At 38.9% G+C, this 20,285-nt stretch carries 18 protein-coding genes; 4 read left to right on the plus strand and 14 right to left on the minus strand.

The annotated features are described in order from the left end of the window. Position 1: 1 nt before the first annotated feature. The 4 genes from recQ to tig all read right to left on the minus strand — a co-directional run bounded on the left by recQ (position 2) and on the right by tig (position 5,861). Positions 2-2,197: a DNA helicase RecQ gene (gene recQ / locus B3P17_RS02095; RefSeq protein WP_252638601.1), complete on the minus strand. Its 2,196-nt coding sequence runs from the start codon at positions 2,195-2,197 to the stop codon at positions 2-4. A gap of 89 nt (positions 2,198-2,286) precedes the next feature. Beyond that, complete coding sequence (gene clpX / locus B3P17_RS02100) at positions 2,287-3,522, minus strand: ATP-dependent Clp protease ATP-binding subunit ClpX (RefSeq protein WP_252638600.1); 1,236 nt, start codon at positions 3,520-3,522, stop codon at positions 2,287-2,289. Between the two features lie 35 nt (positions 3,523-3,557). After that, positions 3,558-4,265 carry an ATP-dependent Clp endopeptidase proteolytic subunit ClpP gene (clpP, locus tag B3P17_RS02105; protein WP_291103005.1) on the minus strand — a complete coding sequence of 236 codons (708 nt, stop codon included), beginning with the start codon at positions 4,263-4,265 and terminating at the stop codon, positions 3,558-3,560. Between the two features lie 207 nt (positions 4,266-4,472). Next, the gene (tig, locus tag B3P17_RS02110) at positions 4,473-5,861 is read right to left on the minus strand and encodes a trigger factor (protein ID WP_252638598.1); all 1,389 of its coding nucleotides are present in this window, start codon (positions 5,859-5,861) and stop codon (positions 4,473-4,475) included. Between the two features lie 645 nt (positions 5,862-6,506). Between tig and B3P17_RS02115 the strand changes: the two genes are divergently transcribed. Continuing rightward, entirely contained in the window at positions 6,507-7,202 is a 696-nt protein-coding gene (locus tag B3P17_RS02115) for a Crp/Fnr family transcriptional regulator (RefSeq protein ID WP_135105280.1), read from the plus strand. Further along, positions 7,199-8,713 (plus strand): GH3 auxin-responsive promoter family protein, encoded by a 1,515-nt coding sequence (locus B3P17_RS02120; RefSeq protein ID WP_252638597.1) that lies wholly within the window; start codon positions 7,199-7,201, stop codon positions 8,711-8,713. Before B3P17_RS02115 ends, B3P17_RS02120 begins: the two co-directional genes overlap by 4 nt. 127 nt (positions 8,714-8,840) lie before the next feature. Here B3P17_RS02120 and pgl read toward each other — a convergent pair whose 3' ends face one another. The 6 genes from pgl to rpsF all read right to left on the minus strand — a co-directional run bounded on the left by pgl (position 8,841) and on the right by rpsF (position 13,572). After that, positions 8,841-9,566, minus strand: a complete 726-nt coding sequence (pgl, locus tag B3P17_RS02125) for a 6-phosphogluconolactonase (protein WP_252638596.1) — start codon at positions 9,564-9,566, stop codon at positions 8,841-8,843. Further along, complete coding sequence (gene zwf, locus B3P17_RS02130) at positions 9,563-11,098, minus strand: glucose-6-phosphate dehydrogenase (RefSeq protein WP_252638595.1); 1,536 nt, start codon at positions 11,096-11,098, stop codon at positions 9,563-9,565. The genes pgl and zwf overlap by 4 nt, the downstream gene beginning before the upstream one ends. 89 nt (positions 11,099-11,187) lie before the next feature. Continuing rightward, positions 11,188-12,084, minus strand: coding sequence for a phosphogluconate dehydrogenase (NAD(+)-dependent, decarboxylating) (gnd, locus tag B3P17_RS02135; protein WP_291103010.1), 897 nt, complete (start codon positions 12,082-12,084; stop codon positions 11,188-11,190). Between the two features lie 400 nt (positions 12,085-12,484). Next, a complete protein-coding gene (gene rplI, locus B3P17_RS02140; RefSeq protein ID WP_006843293.1) occupies positions 12,485-12,928 on the minus strand; it encodes a 50S ribosomal protein L9 in 444 nt (147 codons plus the stop codon). 17 nt (positions 12,929-12,945) lie between these two features. After that, positions 12,946-13,212 carry a 30S ribosomal protein S18 gene (gene rpsR, locus B3P17_RS02145; protein ID WP_006798740.1) on the minus strand — a complete coding sequence of 89 codons (267 nt, stop codon included), beginning with the start codon at positions 13,210-13,212 and terminating at the stop codon, positions 12,946-12,948. A 3-nt stretch (positions 13,213-13,215) separates the two neighbouring features. Next, positions 13,216-13,572 (minus strand): 30S ribosomal protein S6, encoded by a 357-nt coding sequence (gene rpsF, locus B3P17_RS02150; RefSeq protein ID WP_006843294.1) that lies wholly within the window; start codon positions 13,570-13,572, stop codon positions 13,216-13,218. A gap of 154 nt (positions 13,573-13,726) precedes the next feature. On the opposite strand from rpsF, the gene B3P17_RS02155 reads away from it, so the two are divergent. Further along, a complete protein-coding gene (locus B3P17_RS02155) occupies positions 13,727-14,200 on the plus strand; it encodes a MarR family winged helix-turn-helix transcriptional regulator (protein WP_135104813.1) in 474 nt (157 codons plus the stop codon). Position 14,201: 1 nt separating this feature from the next. On the opposite strand, the gene B3P17_RS02160 is transcribed toward B3P17_RS02155, so the two are convergent. From B3P17_RS02160 to B3P17_RS02175, 4 genes are all read right to left on the minus strand, one after another. Next, entirely contained in the window at positions 14,202-15,266 is a 1,065-nt protein-coding gene (locus B3P17_RS02160; RefSeq protein WP_291103017.1) for a hypothetical protein, read from the minus strand. Then, a complete protein-coding gene (locus tag B3P17_RS02165; protein WP_291103020.1) occupies positions 15,220-16,677 on the minus strand; it encodes a right-handed parallel beta-helix repeat-containing protein in 1,458 nt (485 codons plus the stop codon). Before B3P17_RS02165 ends, B3P17_RS02160 begins: the two co-directional genes overlap by 47 nt. Positions 16,678-17,070: 393 nt before the next feature. Further along, complete coding sequence (locus B3P17_RS02170) at positions 17,071-17,796, minus strand: DsbA family oxidoreductase (protein WP_291103023.1); 726 nt, start codon at positions 17,794-17,796, stop codon at positions 17,071-17,073. 174 nt (positions 17,797-17,970) lie between these two features. Then, complete coding sequence (locus B3P17_RS02175) at positions 17,971-19,428, minus strand: aminoacyl-histidine dipeptidase (protein WP_291103026.1); 1,458 nt, start codon at positions 19,426-19,428, stop codon at positions 17,971-17,973. A gap of 210 nt (positions 19,429-19,638) precedes the next feature. Here B3P17_RS02175 and B3P17_RS02180 point away from each other — a divergent pair, with 210 nt between their 5' ends. Next, positions 19,639-20,256, plus strand: coding sequence for an OmpH family outer membrane protein (locus B3P17_RS02180; protein WP_006843300.1), 618 nt, complete (start codon positions 19,639-19,641; stop codon positions 20,254-20,256). Positions 20,257-20,285 lie beyond the last annotated feature (29 nt).

Raw genomic sequence — 20,285 nt, forward strand, 5'->3', positions numbered from 1 at the left:
TTTAGTTAGCCATATCGGAGATAAACTTGATCCTGACAAGGCGTATTTCGTCTTCAGAATATTCGCCAAGTTCATTGATCGCAGCTTCCAGATCGTCCGATTCTGCTTCTTGAAAATATTCAAATATATCGTCGAGATGGTCTTCATCAATAACCTCTCTGAGGAAATAATCTATATTTATTTTTGTTCCTGAAAATACGATAGCTTCTACTTCGCTCAGCAATTCAGCAAAATCAATTCCTTTCGATTCGGCCAAGTCGTCTAATGCTACTTTGCGGTCGATAGCCTGTACGATGGCTACTTTTAGTTTCGATTTGTTTGCTACTGTTTTTACACGTAAATCTTCAGGTCGTTCTATTTCGTTTTCTTCAACGTGCTTCTTTATTATTTCAAGAAACTCTGTCCCATATCTCTTTGCTTTTCCTGCTCCTACCCCCGGAATATTTTGCAATTCCTCCATTGTTATCGGGTAGATTGTAGCCATAGCCTCCAGAGAGGGGTCTTGAAATATCACGTATGGGGGAACATTGTTGTGTTTTGCCATCTTCTTGCGAAGATCTTTCATGATAGAAAACAAAACCGGATCTACTGCCGATCCTCCTCCGCCGCCTTTCACCACTACATCATCGATATTCTCATCATCAGACAAGTCTTCTTCGTCTGCTGTGGTAATCTTGAACGATGCCGGTTTTTTCAAGAAATCTTTTCCTTTTTTGGTTACTCTCAGTAAGCCGTAATTTTCGATATCCTTATCAAAATACCCGGCTATTAATGCCTGACGTATAACGGCGTTCCATGTTTCATCATCGGTATCATCACCTGATCCAAATACATCTAAATCCTGATGCCCGTACGTTTCTATCTCGGAGGTTTCTTTACCTCTCAAGATATTGATAACGTAATCAGTTTTAAACTTTTCTTTTAATGCAATTACAGCTTCAATAGCCGTCAATAATAAATCTTTAGCTTCCACTTGTTTTTTAGGATTTACACAATTGTCACAGTTCCCACAATTTTTCTCTTTATATTCTTCTCCAAAATAATGAAGAAGTACTTTCTTCCGGCATAATGCAGTTTCGGCGTATGCTGCGGTCTCAAGGAGTAGCTGTTTTCCTATTTCCTGTTCAGCAACGGGCTTACCCTGCATAAATTTCTCCAGTTTCTGTAAGTCTTTGAATGAATAAAACGCTATACATTTTCCTTCACCACCATCGCGTCCGGCTCTACCGGTTTCCTGGTAGTATCCTTCAAGGCTCTTTGGCATATCGTAGTGAATCACATAGCGCACATCGGGCTTATCAATTCCCATACCAAATGCAATGGTAGCTACAATTACATTCACTTTTTCCATCAGAAAAGCATCCTGATTGGCAGAGCGTGTACTTGGGTCTAGTCCGGCATGGTACGGCAATGCATTGATATTATTTGTTTGTAATATTTCGGCAAACTCTTCTACCTTCTTTCTACTCAAACAATATATAATTCCAGACTTTGTGCCTTGCGATTTAATGTATTTTATTATATCCTTATCTACTTTATCCGTTTTTGAACGAACTTCGTAATAGAGGTTTTCCCTGTTGAATGATGATTTAAACACATCTGCTTCCACCATTCCAAGGTTCTTCTGTATATCCATTTGCACTTTTGGTGTTGCCGTAGCAGTAAGTGCAATGATAGGATGCTTGCCTATTTCGTTTACAATGGGACGTATACGTCTGTATTCAGGACGGAAGTCGTGCCCCCACTCCGAAATACAATGTGCCTCATCGATAGCATAAAACGATATTTTTATCTGACGCAGAAAGTCTATATTCTCTTCTTTTGTAAGAGATTCGGGTGCTACATATAATAGTTTTGTCTTTCCCGAAAGTATATCACCTTTTACTTGTTCTATCGCAGCTTTGTTTAGTGACGAATTCATGAAGTGCGCTACGCCGTCCTCTTCACTAAAATTTCGCATGGCATCCACCTGATTTTTCATCAGGGCTATCAGGGGAGAAATAATTACTGCTGTTCCCTCCATCAAGAGTGCCGGTAGCTGATAGCAGAGGGACTTTCCGCCACCCGTAGGCATCAACACAAAGGTATCTCTTCCATCCAGCAAGTTTTGAATTATTGCCTTCTGGTTACCTTTAAAATTGTCAAAGCCAAAATGCTTTTTCAATGAACACGTCAATATATCCTCTATATCCGGCATATAAATAGGCTATTAATTATTACGAAGATAAACCCCTAAATTTAATTCTCCAATATAAAATAGGCTATTTTTTGTCAAAAAAACAAACTTTATAATGAATTTCTTAGTTTTACGACTTGTGAGTTCTCCAATTGCTCTACGGCGTACTCTTTAGTAACATGCAGTTGAGCCTGCTTTGTGGAAGGGATATTAAACATAGCATCCATCATGATGGTTTCGACTATGGATCTCAATCCTCTTGCTCCCAATTTATATTCCACTGCCTTGTCTACAATGTACTCATATACATCATCTTCGAAGGTAAGATCAACGCCATCCATTTTGAACAATTTGACATACTGCTTAATGATAGAGTTTTTCGGCTCGGTAAGTATCCGGCGAAGAGCACTCCTATCCAGAGCGTCAAGATATGTCAAAATAGGCAGACGTCCTATAATCTCAGGGATCAGTCCGAAAGACTTCAAATCCTGAGGTGCTACATATTGCAGCAGATTGTTACGGTCTACCTGCGCGTTGTTTTTAGATGAAGCATAACCCACAACCATTGTATTCAACCGTTGCGCTATCTTCCTTTCGATACCGTCGAAAGCTCCACCACACACAAATAATATGTTTTTGGTATCTACGGCAATCATCTTCTGGTCAGGATGTTTACGTCCTCCTTGAGGCGGAACGTTTACAATCGACCCTTCCAGCAATTTAAGTAAGCCCTGCTGTACCCCCTCACCGCTAACATCACGGGTGATTGATGGATTGTCGCTCTTACGGGCTATTTTGTCAATTTCATCGATAAAAACAATTCCTCTTTCTGCTGCTGCCACATCATAGTCGGAGGCTTGCAACAGCCGGGTAAGAATGCTTTCTATATCTTCGCCTACGTATCCGGCTTCGGTAAGCACGGTTGCGTCTACGATTGCGAAAGGGACATGCAGTAGTTTGGCGATGGTACGTGCCAACAATGTTTTTCCTGTACCTGTAGGGCCAACCATAATGATATTCGACTTTTCTATTTCTATATCATCTTCCTTCCCTTGTAGTATACGTTTGTAGTGGTTATAAACAGCCACAGACAGATAGCGCTTGGCATTCTCCTGACCGATAATATATCCGTCAAGATACTCTTTTATCGTCTTTGGGTCGGGCAATTGTGTTTTATCTATACCCAAAGATGTTTTCTTTGCCTCTACGCTTTCTTTTACAATCTGATATGCTTGTTCAGCACAGCTATCGCAGATGTCAGCCGACATACCGGAGATAAGCATATTTACATCCTTATCGCTTCTGCCACAGAAACTGCAATAGCCGTTAGTATCTTTTTTTGCCATTTATCTTTTATGAGTAAATGAATCTGATTTTTGAATTATTGTTTATTTTTCATCAAAACATCATCCACCATTCCATAGTCTTTAGCCTCAGCCGAAGTCATCCAGTAGTCACGGTCTGAGTCTAGTGCCACTCTGTCAAATGGTTGTCCCGAGTGGTCTGAAATAATAGTATAAAGTTCTTTTTTTACCTTACCAATCTCACGAGCTGTGATTTCGATATCTGAAGCTTGTCCCTGAGCACCTCCCAGCGGTTGGTGAATCATAACGCGTGAATGCTTCAATGCAAAGCGTTTCCCTTTCTCTCCGGCAACAAGCAATACGGCTGCCATAGATGCTGCAATACCTGTACAGATTGTAGACACATCGCTGTTGATAAACTGCATAGTGTCATAAACTCCATAACCTGCATATACCGATCCTCCGGGAGAATTTATATAAATAGATATATCTTTGCCCGAATCGGCAGAATCAAGATATAGCAATTGAGCCTGTATTACATTGGCTGTATAGTCGTCGATCTGAGTTCCCAAAAAGATAATACGATCCATCATCAAACGAGAGAACACATCCATCTGAGCAACATTCAACTGACGTTCTTCGATAATAGTAGGTGATATATAACTGCTTGTTATATCGATATATTTATCAAGAGCTAGCCCATTCAAGCCTAGATGCTTCGTTGCATACTTTCTAAATTCATTGTTCACAACATTTTCTTTTTTTATTAAATAATGTTTTACCATTATTACTATAAACAATTATCATGCCACTCGTACAGGCATAAAAAAGAGGCTAATAGCACAGCCTCATTTCTTATAAACAAAGTTATAAATAAAAAATTGAAAAGCTGGAATAATAATGTATGTATTTTCCTTATTTATAATGTTAAAGACAAACGGACAGAAAGAAAACACTATCCTTCCTGTCCGTTATTTTTATCTTTTTTTCATTTACGCTTCTGTTTCTGCTTCAGCTGCTTCTTCTTTCTCAAAGAACTTGCGGAACTCGTCAAGCGAGATTACAGTTTCTTCGAGTCCAAGTTTTGATTTCAATACGTCGATGATCTTATTTTCCATTGCGCGATCGAGCAGGTTGCGTGCATTGTCTTTGTTTTTCAACATATCATTTGCATAGTTCTCAACCATTTCGTCAGGAAGATTCATCATTCCATATTGAGCAAACTGAGCTCTTGCCGCTTGCATAGCAATGATTTTCATATCTTCGTTTTCGATCTTGATATCGTTATCTTTTGCTATTTGCTCTTTTATCAGGTGGAATTTAAGATCTGCTATGATTTTCGGATAATCTGCTTCTACAGATTCAGCAGTTCTTTCTTCGCCCGAAGCAATAAGCCATCTTTTGAGGAATGCATCAGGGAATTGCAAGTCTCCTGTTTTCTTTTCAAGAAGTTCTTTCGCATCCAACAGGAATTTGTAGTCACTATCCGGCGCAAACTGCTCTGCTATAGTTTCTTTTACTTTTGCTTTGAAGTCAGCTTCGGTAGTTACATTGCCTGCACCAAAAACCTTATCGAATAGATCTTGGTCAAGCTCTGCTTCCTGATAACGAGTGATCTCTGTGATAGCAAACTGGAACTCAGCAGCTATTGTTTCTACCGCATCCTTTTCGATATGAAGCATAGATGCGATTTCTGTTTCGTTGCCATTGTAAGCTTTACCCGGATTGAATACAATCACATCTCCGGCTTTTGCACCTACAAATTTAGCTTGCTCTGCTTCGTCTTTCATATACGAAGGCATTACAATACCGGCTTCTACAAAGATGCCACCTTCTTTTACCTTACCATCTTCCAATTCAGAGATTGTACCTCTGATAAGGTCTGTTTCTTTTGCACCTTCTTCTATTTTTTCATATTTGCCATAGTTAGCTTTGTACGAAGCGATTTGTTTATCAACAAGCTCTTCGTCTACCTCAATAGCATAATATTTTACTTTATCTTTTTTTGTCAGTGATAATTTTATTTCCGGAGCAAGAGCCACGTCGAAATAAAATTCATAGTCACCTTCGAGTGAGAAATCTATTGGTTGTTGCTTTTCTTCGTTCGGAAGAGGCTCACCCAATACATTTAGTTTGTTGTCTTGTATATATTTATATAGATTTTCGCCAACAAGCTTGTTTACTTCTTCTGCCAAAATCGATTTACCATACATTTTTTTCACCATACCCATAGGTACAGTTCCCGGACGGAATCCCGGTATATTAGCTTTTTTTCGGAATGTCTTAAGTGCGTTATCAAGCTTTTCTTGATAATCCTCTTTCGTTACATTTATTTGTAATATAGCGTTTACACTATCTACATTTGTTAGAGATACATTCATCTTAACGAGTTTATTTAGTTATTGTTACAAATTTCAATCGAAATGCAAATGGAGTAAAAACACCACTCTATTTTTTGGTGGTGCAAAAATAGTCTTATTATTGTAATATTCAAAGTGAAATATAAAAACTTTATTTGTTTAACATACTAAAACATTAGATAGTTTATTAACAAACTAACTTTTACACAATTCATACTTTCTGAATTATTTAGGTATATCAGTGCAAAAAACTTAACAAAACAAGAGAGAGCTTAGCTGTAAATTATAAAATCAGAAGCGTCATTTTTCAAATAACAAATTATCTAATCTTAGAAATATTTACCTTCATCAACCGAAAGCGAAAAGTAACACTTAAAAAGAGGGAAGAAATCTGTTACTTTTACATACGCTCCGCTCCTGTGACCGCTGGTTGTTACTTTTTTTAGAAACGAAACACTTCCGCATGTATAAATACAAGCAAAAGAAAAAATTCGAGCCACCTACTCTACACATTACGTGATATTTGAGTATACAAAAGGCCTTTCAAGCACAAAAAAATTATATAAAAAAGAGGGGCATGCGTTAAAAAGATGTTTTGCAACATGTTTTATAATATTTTTTGATTAACTTTGCTTATAACATATTTTACATTATCAGTTTTGAATGATGACAGATAGTAATGCTGTTAGCTTGTCGGAAAGTATTCCTGAAATATGGAATCTGTTGAATGACAAAGAACAAACTATAATTGCCGCTAATGCGAGAATTATGGACTTCAAGAAAAATGAAGTGATATACAGGGAAGAAGAAATTCCAATGGAATTGATGTGCCTGTGTAGAGGGAAAGTGAAAATATACAAAGACGGTGTTGGCGGACGCAGCCAGATTATCAGAATGATAAGACCTACTCAGTATTTTGGATACCGCGCCTTTTTTGCCAACCAACCTTACGTCACGGCTGCTTCGGCTTTCGAACCCTCTACCATCTGTTTCATACCAATGAAACTTATCAACGAGATAGTCGCATCAAATTCTAAATTAGGAAGTTTCTTTATAAAAGAATTGGCAATAGACCTTGGAATAGCAGACGAGCGGGTTGTAAACCTCACTCAGAAGCATATCCGTGGACGTTTGGCCGAATCGTTGATATTCCTTATCGAGAATTACGGACTTGAAGAAGACGGTGCTACAATAAGCATCTACCTTTCAAGGGAAGACTTGGCTAACTTGTCCAATATGACTACATCAAATGCCATCCGCACCTTGTCAACGTTTGTTGACGAACATATCATTACGCTGGATGGTCGCAAAATAAAAATTATAGACGAAGAAAAGCTCCGAAAAATAAGTAAAATCGGATGATTACCCGAATCGCTCACAAGTATCTGGATTACCGATACAAAGAGATTGATAGCTTTATCAACAAACCTATCGAAACGCAAGAGAAGATATTGGAATATCTGCTCCGCAACGGTGAGCAAACATTCTTTGGGCAGCAGTTCAATTTTTCGGCTATAAAAAACAAAGACGATTTCAGAAAACAGGTTCCAATCTTCCACTACGAAGATTTGCGCCCCTATCTGGATCGGATCATTGTAAATAAAGAACAAAATGTACTTTGGAACAAGCCCGTACGTTGGTTTGCCATGTCGTCGGGCACTACAGAGGATAAGAGTAAATACATACCCGTAACTCACGAATCACTCACCAAAGGACATTACAAGTGCGGAGAGCAAATGCTTGCTATCTATGCACAAGCCAATAAGGATGCTAAATTCTTTTTTGGCAAAACACTAGTACTAGGCGGCAGCAAGCAAATAAACAACATAGGTGACGGCATATTCACAGGAGACATCTCTGCTATCCTTATCAAGAATCTATATTTCTGGGCAAAGCTTAGCCGTACACCCGAAAGTATCTCCTTATTACCTGATTGGGAAACGAAGTTGCAGGCACTGACCGACTATGCTATAAAAAACGATGTGAGGGCTTTTATGGGCGTACCTTCATGGCTACTCGTCTTATTGAAAAAGATAAAGACAGATACCGGACGCGACCTCACTGATATATGGCCTAATCTGGAAGTTTTCTTTCATGGTGGCGTGAGCTTTACTCCATTCGAAGAGCAATACAAGAAACTGATACAAAAGCCCGATATGTACTATTGGGAAACATATAATGCATCGGAAGGTTTCTTTGGGGTACAGTTCTCCAAAAACTCTAAAGAAATGCTGTTAATGTTGGATAGTGGCATCTACTACGAATTTGTCCCGATGAGTGAATGGGACAAGGAAAATCCCAAAGCATTAACACTGGATGAAGTAGAAACCGGACAGAATTACGCTATAATTATTTCAACAAACGGAGGGCTTTGGAGATATATGATAGGCGATACAATAGAGTTTTCGTCTACTACTCCTTACCTGTTTCATATAACAGGGCGCACCAAGAACTTCATCAATGCCTTTGGCGAAGAACTGATTATAGACAATGCCGAAAAAGCTCTGGCTGAAGCATGCAAGATCACGGGCGCACAAATAAACGAATATACAGCCGCTCCCGTTTACTTTGGAGATAACAACAACGGAGCACATGAATGGCTGATAGAGTTTACTGTAGAACCCAACAGCCTCGAAGATTTCACCCGTTTATTAGACAGCGAACTAAAAAAGGTAAACTCTGACTACGAAGCCAAGCGTTCATACAACCTATCGCTGAATATGCCAATTGTAAGAAGCCTACCGAAAGGAACTTTTAACGAATGGCTAAAGCATCTTGGCAAACTTGGAGGACAGAACAAAATTCCACGATTGTCAAACAACAGAGATTATCTGGAGAAAGTAATCGCATTTTGCGACACAATGAATTCATAGCCGGATACAAATCAAAAGAAGAAACATAAGACTATTCAATACGCCATTTCACCCATCTTTAACATATAAAAAAAGAAGCTACCCCTATGCGAGATAACTTCTTACGATATATATTTTGATGCTTCGTTTACAACAAACTTGCTGCTTCCTCATCTAAGAACCAATAAAGATATCCTTTCTTTGGATTTACTTTAGCAGCCGGATATTTATTCAAAAACTGTTCTCTGTTTTTAATGATATCCCTTACCTTCTCAGCTTTGTTCTTTCCTGTAGCAAGAAAAACGACATACTGTGCATTATTCACTACCTGACCGCTAAGGCTTACACGTTTCATTTTACTTTCGGGATGCTCACCTATCACACAGAAGTCTTTGCTATCCCACAATGATATCTGATCGGGGAAAATAGAGACAGTGTGTCCATCGTCACCCAGACCCAGCATTACGATTTCGAAGCAAGGAGCATTACGGCGCTGCATAACTTTTGTTTCCAAAATTTTGCTATACCATTCAGCCTCTTCTTCAGGCTCATTCTCGCCATGAATACGGAAAATGTTATTATTCGGAATTTTGGGAACTTTGTCAAACAAATGATCCTTTGTCATTCCATAATTATTCATAACATTTTCGGGCGGAACGCAGCGTTCGTCACCCCAAAAGAAAAACAGTCGCTGCCAGTCGATTGAATCTTTACAGTTTTCTGCCCAATAGTCAAAAATCACTTTTGGGGTAGTTCCACCAGACAATGCAAGGTTTACACGCGGATATACATCCATTAACTTTTGCAAAAATGCCGTAAAACCCTCACTCAGGGCTTTCGCATCCGAATAAATGTTAATCTCTTCTTTTATCATAATTCACAATATATTCCATCATCAGACAGGTTCTTACAAGGATATCTCCATGTGAGGTTTTTACCCTCAATCAGCTCATCGGCACAATTTGGCCCCCACGAGCCGGAAGGATAGCCATGTAAGGGAGCATCGGGGTTCTTCTCCCAGAAGTCGAGCAACGGTTGTACAAACTTCCATGTAGCCTCCAAAGCATCGCCACGGATATACAGAGTAGAATCGCCAACCATACAATCGAGTAAAAGACGTTCGTAAGCCTCAGGCAGATAAGTATCCTGTAGTTGTGAATAATGAAAGTCCATATTCACATTCTTAACCTGATAGCCACTTCCGGGTACTTTCATCTTTGTTTTCAACAAAAGACCTTCATCCGGCTGAATACGTATCACCAATTGATTTTCGTCGTTACTCATATCTGCACTTTCGGGAAATAATTTCTGAGGTGCAGGTTTGAAGTGAATAACAACTTCAGAGACACGAGTCGGCAAACGTTTACCTGTGCGTATATAGAAAGGAACTCCACCCCAGCGCCAGTTGTCTATAAAGAGCTTCATAGCCACATAGGTTTCGGTACGGGAATCGGCATCCACATCTTTTTCCTCACGGTATCCCTTGGCATATTTTCCTTTAACGTTAGCTGCAGTGTATTGCCCACGAATAACATTCTTAAACAAGTCATCGTTCGACATAGGTCGTAGAGCCTGAAAAACTTTCAATTTCTCGTTGCGAATCGAAACAGAGTCTATAGACATTGGCGGTTCCATTGCCACCAAAGCCAGCAACTGCAATAAGTGGTTTTGCACCATATCACGGAGTGCTCCCGAATGATCGTAATAGCCACCTCTGTTTTCTACGCCGATGCTCTCAGCAGCAGTTATTTCCACATGGCTTATATAGTTTCTGTTCCAAAGGGGTTCGTAAATACCATTCGCAAAACGTGTTACCAACATATTTTGCACAGTCTCTTTACCCAGATAATGGTCTATACGATATATCTGATCTTCATCATAACTTTCCTGAAGCGAAACATTCAGCTCCACAGCAGATTTAAGATCAATACCAAAAGGCTTTTCGATAATAATCCGTCTAAAATTACCATTCTCCTGATTCAACCCTTGCTCTGCCAAAAACTTAGGTATAAGCGGATAGAGCGAAGGTGGCGTTGACAAGTAAAATATATAATTACCTGCTGTACCCTCTTCCTTATCGAGAGCTTCGAGCCGTACTTTCAATTTGGAATATTCTGTCCCGTCATCTGTATTGATTGGCAGATAATGCAACTTCTGGCAAAACTGCTCTATTTCTTCATCCAAAGCATCTTTTGCCAATGCAAACTGCTTGATACCATCCTTCATCTTATCGCGGAAGGTATCGTCTGTAAACTGACTACGAGCTACACCAAGCACAGCAAAATTCTTGGGTAGTGAATTTTGTTTATGCAAGTCAAATATAGCCGGTATCAGCTTTCGGTATGTTAAATCACCAGAAGCTCCGAAAATAATCAAAGCTTGGTCTTGTATTGATTTTGATTTCATTAGCCCCTCCATTCTCCCCCAAAAGGGAAGTTTTTAAGTTAGCATTTCGTTATATTCTTTTCAATATTTCCTCGGAGATACTGCGGGGCTTAGTCTTTTTTGATTTCGTGACCACCAAACTGATTACGCATGGCAGCAAGAAGTTTCATTGCATACGAAGTTTCTTGTCGTGACTCGAAACGAGTGAAAAGCGATGCTGTAATAACATGAGCAGGAACATCAAAGTCCATTGCTGTTTGCACTGTCCAGCGACCTTCTCCGCTATCGGCTACATAATCTTTGATTCCGTCAAGATTTTCGTTACCCTCCAATGCATTACCGATCAGCTCGAGCAACCATGAACGAACAACCGAACCCTCCATCCACACACGTGATACTTTTTCCAAGTCTACCCCGTATGGTGAGTTCTTCATTATCTCAAAACCTTCGGCATAAGCCTGCATCATACCGTATTCGATACCATTATGCACCATTTTCACCATATGACCTGCACCACTTTCTCCACAACGCATATATCCGTTTTCGGGAGCCAGGCTTTTGAATATAGGCTCTGCAAAGTCACAAGCTTCTTTGTCTCCACCATACATAAGGCAGTAGCCATTCTGTAATCCCCATACACCGCCACTGGTGCCACAGTCGAGGCAATGAACTCCTTTTTCTTTTATTTTCTTTCCTCTCTCTACAGTTTCTCTCCAGTAGCTGTTTCCTCCGTCTACGATTATATCATTCGGGCTAAGTAGCGTCAATAGTTCCGCAATGTTTTCATCCACAGGTTTTCCTGCCGGAACCATCAGCCACACAAGCTTGCGTCCTTCCAGTTTATTTACTAAATCCTTTATGCTTGTAGCCGGAATAGCACCCTTAGAGGCAGCCTCATCAACTTCTTTCTGAGTAAGGTTATAAACTACGACTTCATGTCCATGATTCAAAAGGCGTTCTACCATTTTGCCGCCCATCTTACCTAATCCAACGAATCCAATTTTCATCTTATTCTTATATTATCGTTTGTTATTTTATATAATTAAACAAGCAAATGCCTGAAAAGTTAATTTTCAAATCCTTGCTAAGTTACAATTTTTATAAATAACATCATAAACAACATGCTATTATAATATTCATAGATATGTATTAACACTAGAAATCAACACTTTAAACTCAAATTATACAATATAGAATTCTTCTATATCACAGAAACCATAATATAGTACACCTATTAATATAATATTCTTAAATACAGTGATAATTTGATGTTACAAGAAATAATATAGAAATGCAGGTCTAAAATAGTGATAGAAATTATAAATCTACCGTGAGATGGCTATACCATAAAACGAAAGAGGCGATTATTTTCAATAACCGCCTCCCTACTATATATAATTTCGATAATTATTCAGAAACTACTTCGAAAGGTATTTCTACAGAAACTTCTTTGTGAAGTTTAGCGATAGCTTTGTAGCTACCTACTTCTTTCACAGCTTCTTTGATAAGAATAACTTTTCTATCTACATTGTAGCCTAATTTTTCAAGAGCTTCTGCTATTTGAATATTAGTTACAGAACCGAAGATAGTACCTGTAGAACTTGTTTTTGCACCAATAGTAAGTGAAATTCCTTCCAACTTAGCAGCCAAATCCTGAGCATCTTGTTTGATTTTCTCAAGTTTGTGAGCGCGTTGTCTTAGGTTTTCAGCTAATACTTTCTTTGCAGACTCTGATGCTATCACAGCTTTACCTTGGGGAATAAGGTAGTTACGTCCATAACCGTCTTTTACAGTTACGACTTCATCTTTATATCCTAAGTTAAGGATGTCTTCTTTTAATATAACTTGCATTTCTTACTCCTCCTTATTTATTTCATTAAGTCTGTTACGTAAGGAAGCAAAGCCAAATGGCGAGCTCTCTTTACAGCTTGTGCAACACGACGTTGGAATTTCAATGATGTACCTGTAATACGACGAGGAAGAATTTTTCCTTGTTCGTTAAGGAATTTCTTTAAAAACTCAGGGTCTTTGTAGTCGATGTATTTAATACCATTCTTTTTGAAACGGCAATATTTCTTTTTCTTCACATCAACTGAAGGCGGAGTCAAATATCTGATTTCTGATTGTTGTGCCATAGCTTAATTCTCCTTTACTTCTTCTTTTTTAGATGATTTTAAACTTCTTCTCTTCAATGCATACTCGTGAGAGAACTTATCTTGACGGAAAGTCAAGAAACGGATCACACGCTCGTCGCGACGGAAGTTAATTTCAAGTTTAGCGATAACAGACGGATCAGCTTCGAACTCTAACATCGCATAAAAACCGGTTGATTTCTTCTGAATTGGATAAGCCAATTTGCGAAGTCCCCAGTTTTCTTCACTTACTATTTTGGCCCCTTCATTGACCAAAAGAGTCTTGAATTTTTCTACCGCTTCCTTCATCTGAACATCAGACAAAACGGGAGTTAAAATGAAAACGGTTTCGTAATTGTTCATAAATTAATTAATTATAAATTAAACATACATTTTTACAAATGAGGTGCAAAGATAGGCTTTTTTATCAAAACAACAAATGCTAAACTGTCAAAAATTGTTGTACTTACCAACTTCTTATCTTATTTTTGTGATGAAAATCAGAAAACAAACATGCATGAAGACCGAGGAAACATTGAACTTAGATCAGGATTTAGACCTGATATTTCCCATTATCAACGGTAAAGTATCGATGGCCATTAACAGAATGATGTACAGGAACTTCAAAAAAGAAGGTCTGGATATCACTCCCGAGCAATGGACTGTCCTTGCTTTTCTGTGGCGCGAAGACGGGGTTACACAACAGACGTTATGTAATTCAACATTTAAAGATAAGCCTAGTATGACACGCCTGCTAGATAATCTTACAAAACAGAATCTGGTGTATCGCAATGCTTCGGTTAGCGATCGTCGGTCCAACCTTATCTATCTCACCGATTTAGGCAAGTCGATCAAGGAAAAAGCCGGAAAAGCTGTTTACACCACCATGGAAGCCGCACTCGACGGAATAGACGAGGAAGGGCTAAAACAGGTAAGAGTACTGCTTGCCGCAGTGTTCGGCAACGTAAGTCAAGCCTTGGACGACAAATAAATCAGGGACTGATAAGCAGATTCATATAAATAGGTAAATGATCACTGTATCCACCAAGATATTTGAAGCCTGAATAGGTCCTGAACGGTTTTTGTCCACCATACTTTTTATTGTCTGCCTCTAACAAGAATTCAGCCGAAAAAACGTGTACGGTTTTATCTTTTACAAATACCTTTCCTCCTTTTTCTAACAGGTTTCCATTGACAACTATTTGATCAATAAAACCCCATTTACCCTTATACTTATAAGAGCCTGCTCCCTTTTTGTCAACCCTGTCGTAAAGAAGGTTATACAAACCTTTAACCGAGATATCGGATTCGATCCTTTTTCCTCCGAGCACTTCGGACATACTTACATCATTCGGGTAGTCGTTAAAGTCTCCCATAATGATAATGTTAGCCCCTTTACGAAGGTGCAAGACACTGTCTACTTTGTGCCTCAACAGTTGGGCGCACTTTATACGGTGCGGTCTGGTCTTGCGGATACCTTCACGCCGTGATGGAAAGTGACAAATAAAAACATCTAACAACGTACCATTGATCACCTTGCCCGTGACATGCAATATATCTCTGGTAGAGCGCACCGAGTCTCCTAAATCAGGCGTATATGATTTCCGGCTCACGATCTTTATCTGATCACGTTGATAAAGAAGAGCAACATTTGAACCTCTCTGATCTTTCGACCGAGTGATCACATATTCATATTTATGTTTCTGTAATGCGGTTCGCTTTGTAAGATGATAAAGAACAGAGTCGTTCTCCACTTCGCACAACCCCACTATCGCCGGAGGATATCCCTCCCCTACCGAAGATATGGCTTTGCTTATGTTATGCAACTTCTGCCAATAGCGATAATTAGTCCAATGCAACTGTCCACCGGGAGTGAATTCATCATCATTTGTAGCCGGATTATCTTTCGTGTCGTACAGGTTTTCAACGTTATAGAACATGACCCGAAACTTTTCCTGCGCCGTCAGAAACAAGACGAAAGCACACAAGAGCACCAAGAACAACAGCCTTTTACTCACCCCGTTCATAGCAGCCAATATCAGGATCGGTATCCGCAAGTCTAGAACGTCCTTTTAGATCGTAAGGTAGTAGCAACGAGTAAGATCTGTCTGCCTTACCGATAGCAGGTGATGTGGCTTGCAGTTCGAAATTATATGAATAATCCTTATCATTGTTTATATTTACAAACAACGGATCTGCGTTCCATACAGTATTTACAAAGTGCTCATTCTTTTGTTCAAGGGCTTTAATCAGGCAGTTCTGAAATTTATAGTTGTACGCGACCGTACTAACTCCACTTAGCAGCAGTTCACCCGAAGCTGAGCCGGATACAATAGAGTTGATAAAATCGCATTTATCCAAACCATAAGCCTTTCCCTCATACACATTCCCGACAACTAGACACTCCTTTTGACGCATCGACCATCTATAATAATTAGCCAGCGTGCAATGTAAGAAACTATATTTCCCGCCGATCAACGAAATAGCCGCACCTTTTGAATTGGCAAATAGACAATTCTGAAAGTTTATATAACAGTTTGTCGCCAACAAGCCATACTCTGATGTATTCTGTACAATTGTATTTGTAAATTCAGCTTTCTTGTATTGGGTATCTGCCGCCGAAAATGTTACTCCCCGCACTGCATTTTTTACAATTACATTATTGAGGACATTGCCATAACTCTCGGCATGGAAAATTATTCCGCTCCATTGTCCGGGAGTATTATCGTATGGTATATTTCCGTCTATATTATCAAAGCGGCTCCCCCTGAAAACAATCGGTTCTTGCACCGTTCCTTGCGCTATGATACTACCATATATATCTACAGAAGCATTGTTCCGCAAGAAGAAAGTTGTTCCTTTTTGTACATCCAGAGTCACACCTTTATTTATGGTAAACGAATTGTATATAAGCAGTGGTTTATCACCTGTTATCACCGAGTCGGTTGTCACCACCTTGTCTTTCCAGATATATACATCTTGCCCTACGGCCTCCAACTGCACATATTGTATGTTGCCGTTCACAACAAGACGAATCGAATCCCTTATCAGTACAGGGTTCTTTGTATTGGTGGGATCTACCGTTACCTCAACAAATCCGTACAGACTATCCTTTTTGAGTATATCCATATTGGTGAGTCTGGTTCCTTTTTCGCCGTCGATGTTCATACGGAAACCGCTTTTTGAAGCGTTCACCAATTCGATGGATTGTATGGTTAGTGAGTTATTATTTCTGTTATATATCTTAAACTGTTTTGTAGCCGAGCCCAAGGTTGTAAAAACGGTATCGAAACGAATTGTATCATTAGAGAATGAGAGTGTGAGTTCTTCGCTATCCGAAAAGTCATTACCCTCCTGACAGCTATTAAATAACATAAGAAACAAGACTAGCACAACAGAAACCCCGATGGACTTCATAAATGAAGAAAAGATATTAATCTTGCTTGGCTCTACTATTCTATATTCCATTTGTTACAGTTATTAGGTTTAGTGTTACTTTTTGACTATTTCGTATTCGACTGTCATACAACAGCTTTCATTTCACAAATTGTTAAAAAGTAACAAAAGTAACACTTTTTATATTGTTTTTATCTGTCACCTTTTACATTCGGCAACTAAGCCTTTTCTATTAGATAATTATAAATATAAAAATTTGTGCGTTAAACAATTAGCATTATCCAAAGACAATATTATACAAAAAGTCTTAGTATCACAAGAAAAGAGGCTGTCTTATAGTTTTTTATCATCAGTGCTTCTTTGTCATTATCTTCACTTTCCTCTCCCGATATTCAATTCAAGACGTTTAACATGACAAAAAACAATTAAAACTACCAGACAGCCCCTTTATATTTCGAATCTATATTAGCTACATACGCCATCTATCGAGCACGATTGACCGCTTATAACTTCTCCCTTTCCGGACGAAGCCCCGCTTGCTTCCCATTCGGCATAAGCCTCATTCAGCACTTTGAGATAGTCTTCGACAGGGATAGAGCCTTGCACCACCTGCTTATTGTTGAACAGGTAGAAAGGAATATATTCCAATCCCAGCTCGTTTTCACTGTATTCTATATCCTTCTTTATTTCCGAAAGATATTTATCACTATTGAGCATAGCCAAGACTTCAGTTTCTTGCAGACCGATGCTTGTACCTAACAGTACCAACACAGCAGGGTCGCTTATATTCTTACCTTTGACAAAATAAGCATCAAACAAAACTTCTTCGGCCTCAGTTCCCAAACCAGACTCCTTTGCCAGTTTCACCAATCTCAAAGCATCGGATGTACTAACCACAACGAGATTATCGAAGTCATAGTCCAACCCAACTCCCTTAGCCATCTGCGCCACTTTGGCCTGCGTACGGCGAGCCTCATCTTCGGACATAGCATATTTTTTGGCAAAATAGCTGTAAATGGATTGCGTTCCGGCTTTCTTCGGCAAGCTAGGATCTAGCTCATAGCTGTGCCATACAAGCTCTACATTCTTACGATGTGGGAATTGCTCCAAAGCTTTTTCGAGCCTACGTTTTCCAATATAGCAGTGCGGACAAGCTATATCTGACCATATATCTACTTTCATTTTATCCATAATTCAATTGATTTAATTAATACTAAGTAATAAGAACAATATACGATTGTATTTGTTACTTGACTACTTAAAAAAAGAGAAAAAAAGATATGAGCGTATGTCAAAAGTAAACCTTTACGATCAAAGTCACTTTTTACACACACCCATACTCGTATTCTTAAAACCGGCTTTTCTTTATTTAGCCGGAATATTCTTCAACACTTCCAATAAGAAAGGCCACCATTTGGCTACAGAAGGAATTTCTATCTGTTCTTCGGGAGAATGCGCATTGCGAATTGTCGGACCACATGAAATCATATCCAAATGCGGATATTTTTCTAAGAACAGACCACACTCCAATCCGGCATGTATAGCCATTATTTCAGGTTCTTTACCATACAGGTTTTCGTATGCCTTCTTAGCCACCGCCAATACTTTAGAGTCCGGATTTGGCTTCCATCCGGGATATCCTGCCGAATGCACAACCTCAGCTTTAGCCAATGTAAATACTGCATTTACAATATTACCCGCATCATCTTTCAACGAGTTGGTAGAGCTTCTCTGGCTTGTTGTTATCACAATTGTATTACCTTCTTTCATCTTCACGGATGCCAGATTTGTAGAAGTTTCTACCAAATCGGGTATTTCATGGCTCATCGCCAATACACCATGAGGACAAGCATAAATTCCGTTCAGCAAGTTACCGGTTGTTTCCTTATCGATAACAAAAGCCGGTGTATCTGTCGAAGACACTGTCATTTTTACATTCGGATCTACAACCTTCAGTTCGCCTTCAATTTGCGGTACCAATGTATTCAATTCTACGATTACATCTTCCTTCTTGCTGTAAGGTACTCCGGCAATAGCATAAGCCTCGCGGGCAATGGCATTGTGAAGGTTTCCTCCGTCAATCTCGGCAAGGACCAAATCTTGTTTTTTATTGAGTTCACACAAGTAGCGGTTCAATATCTTATTGGCATTCCCCAATCCTTTGTGAATTTCGGCTCCTGAGTGTCCTCCGTTCAATCCATTTACTTGTACTTTGAACCAGAAATAATTTGCAGGTACTTCTTCTTTCTTATATGTAAATGTAACAGTGGTAATCTTACCTCCGGCACATCCTATATATATTTCACCTTCTTCTTCTGTATCCAGATTGATAAGCACATCTCCGGTAAGGAAATCTTTTCCTAAAGCATACGCCCCGGTCAAGCCTGTTTCTTCGTCTACAGTAAACAAACATTCGAGCTTGCCATGCTCTATTGTATCAGACGCCAAGATAGTCAAAGCAGCAGCAACCCCCATACCATTATCAGCACCCAAGGTTGTTCCTTTGGCTTTGAGCCAATCTCCATCTATATAGGTTTCTATCGGATCGTTGTCGAAATCGTGCTTGGTTCCGCTATTTTTCTCGCACACCATATCCACATGCCCTTGGAGTATTACGGTCGGAAGATTTTCTTTACCCTTGGTTGCCGGTTTTGTTATCAAAACGTTGCCTGCATCGTCTTTTTTGGCTTGCAGGTTATGTTTTTTTGCGAATTCTAATAGGTAGGCGATTATTTTTTCTTCTTTTTTAGAAGGTCTCGGAATTTGAGTTATTTCGTGGAAATAATTCCATATACCACTCGGTTTTAAATCTTTAATTGTCATATTAATATTTTAATTATTACTTACACTTTCATAATAACATATAAAATTAAAGAGATATACCTTAAAATGCAATTTTTTTACAACTTTTAAAGGTTTAAAATTGATGTTGTTTTAACATAAAGATATATCTTTGCCAAGTCGTTAAAAAACACAGGCATAATTGCGCCTTGTTTTTTGCTACAGGATAAGATTAACTAAATGTTTTTATAAATGAAAAATATCTCTTACATTATTAATGGCGTTTTTGCTGTTGCAATAATCGTCCTTTTCATTTTATTTTTCACATCTAATAAGGGAAACACAGGAACTGAAGACTCATCTCTCACATTCACAAAAGGAGACTCTACCGGCATGCTTCCTATAGCTTATGTAAATGTAGATTCACTTTTGATAAACTACAATTATGCTAAAGATGCGAATGATGCGTTGATGAAAAAGTACAATAGTTCAAATGCTACTCTTACCCAAAAGCAAAGACAACTAGAAGCCGAAGGCGCAGAATTTCAGAGAAAAGTTCAAAACAATGCATTCTTAAGCCAAGAAAGAGCACAGCAAGAAGCTGCACGCATCCAAAAATTGGAAAGTGACCTGCATGCAATGGCTCAAAAATTGCAAGAAGATTACATGAGAGAACAGCAAAAAGTAAATACACAGATGGCCGATTCTGTTCGCCTGATATTGAAGGAGATGAACAAAACAGCCAACTACCAAATGATATTTAGCAATACAGGTTTGGATAATGTTCTGTTAGCCAAAGATGGTTATGATATTACACAGAAGGTGATAACCCTGTTGAATAGCCGATACAAACCTGAAGCTTCTAAGTAATAGGTAAATGATTTAAAAATAGGGTAACA

The organism is Dysgonomonas sp. UBA7630 (assembly GCF_002483985.1).
In the GTDB taxonomy this organism is placed as follows: domain Bacteria; phylum Bacteroidota; class Bacteroidia; order Bacteroidales; family Dysgonomonadaceae; genus Dysgonomonas.

Excerpts from the sequence above, each read along its gene's own strand:
- B3P17_RS02120 (WP_252638597.1), top strand. The coding sequence starts at position 7,199 with ATGATTACCCGAATCGCTCACAAGTATCTGGATTACCGATACAAAGAG.
- B3P17_RS02155 (WP_135104813.1), top strand. The coding sequence starts at position 13,727 with ATGAAGACCGAGGAAACATTGAACTTAGATCAGGATTTAGACCTGATA.
- rpsF (WP_006843294.1), bottom strand. The coding sequence starts at position 13,572 with ATGAACAATTACGAAACCGTTTTCATTTTAACTCCCGTTTTGTCTGAT.
- zwf (WP_252638595.1), bottom strand. The coding sequence starts at position 11,098 with ATGAAATCAAAATCAATACAAGACCAAGCTTTGATTATTTTCGGAGCT.
- B3P17_RS02175 (WP_291103026.1), bottom strand. The coding sequence starts at position 19,428 with ATGACAATTAAAGATTTAAAACCGAGTGGTATATGGAATTATTTCCAC.
- B3P17_RS02165 (WP_291103020.1), bottom strand. The coding sequence starts at position 16,677 with ATGGAATATAGAATAGTAGAGCCAAGCAAGATTAATATCTTTTCTTCA.
- B3P17_RS02170 (WP_291103023.1), bottom strand. The coding sequence starts at position 17,796 with ATGGATAAAATGAAAGTAGATATATGGTCAGATATAGCTTGTCCGCAC.
- B3P17_RS02180 (WP_006843300.1), top strand. The coding sequence starts at position 19,639 with ATGAAAAATATCTCTTACATTATTAATGGCGTTTTTGCTGTTGCAATA.
- rplI (WP_006843293.1), bottom strand. The coding sequence starts at position 12,928 with ATGCAAGTTATATTAAAAGAAGACATCCTTAACTTAGGATATAAAGAT.
- clpP (WP_291103005.1), bottom strand. The coding sequence starts at position 4,265 with ATGGTAAAACATTATTTAATAAAAAAAGAAAATGTTGTGAACAATGAA.
- rpsR (WP_006798740.1), bottom strand. The coding sequence starts at position 13,212 with ATGGCACAACAATCAGAAATCAGATATTTGACTCCGCCTTCAGTTGAT.
- pgl (WP_252638596.1), bottom strand. The coding sequence starts at position 9,566 with ATGATAAAAGAAGAGATTAACATTTATTCGGATGCGAAAGCCCTGAGT.
- clpX (WP_252638600.1), bottom strand. The coding sequence starts at position 3,522 with ATGGCAAAAAAAGATACTAACGGCTATTGCAGTTTCTGTGGCAGAAGC.
- tig (WP_252638598.1), bottom strand. The coding sequence starts at position 5,861 with ATGAATGTATCTCTAACAAATGTAGATAGTGTAAACGCTATATTACAA.
- recQ (WP_252638601.1), bottom strand. The coding sequence starts at position 2,197 with ATGCCGGATATAGAGGATATATTGACGTGTTCATTGAAAAAGCATTTT.
- gnd (WP_291103010.1), bottom strand. The coding sequence starts at position 12,084 with ATGAAAATTGGATTCGTTGGATTAGGTAAGATGGGCGGCAAAATGGTA.
- B3P17_RS02115 (WP_135105280.1), top strand. The coding sequence starts at position 6,507 with ATGACAGATAGTAATGCTGTTAGCTTGTCGGAAAGTATTCCTGAAATA.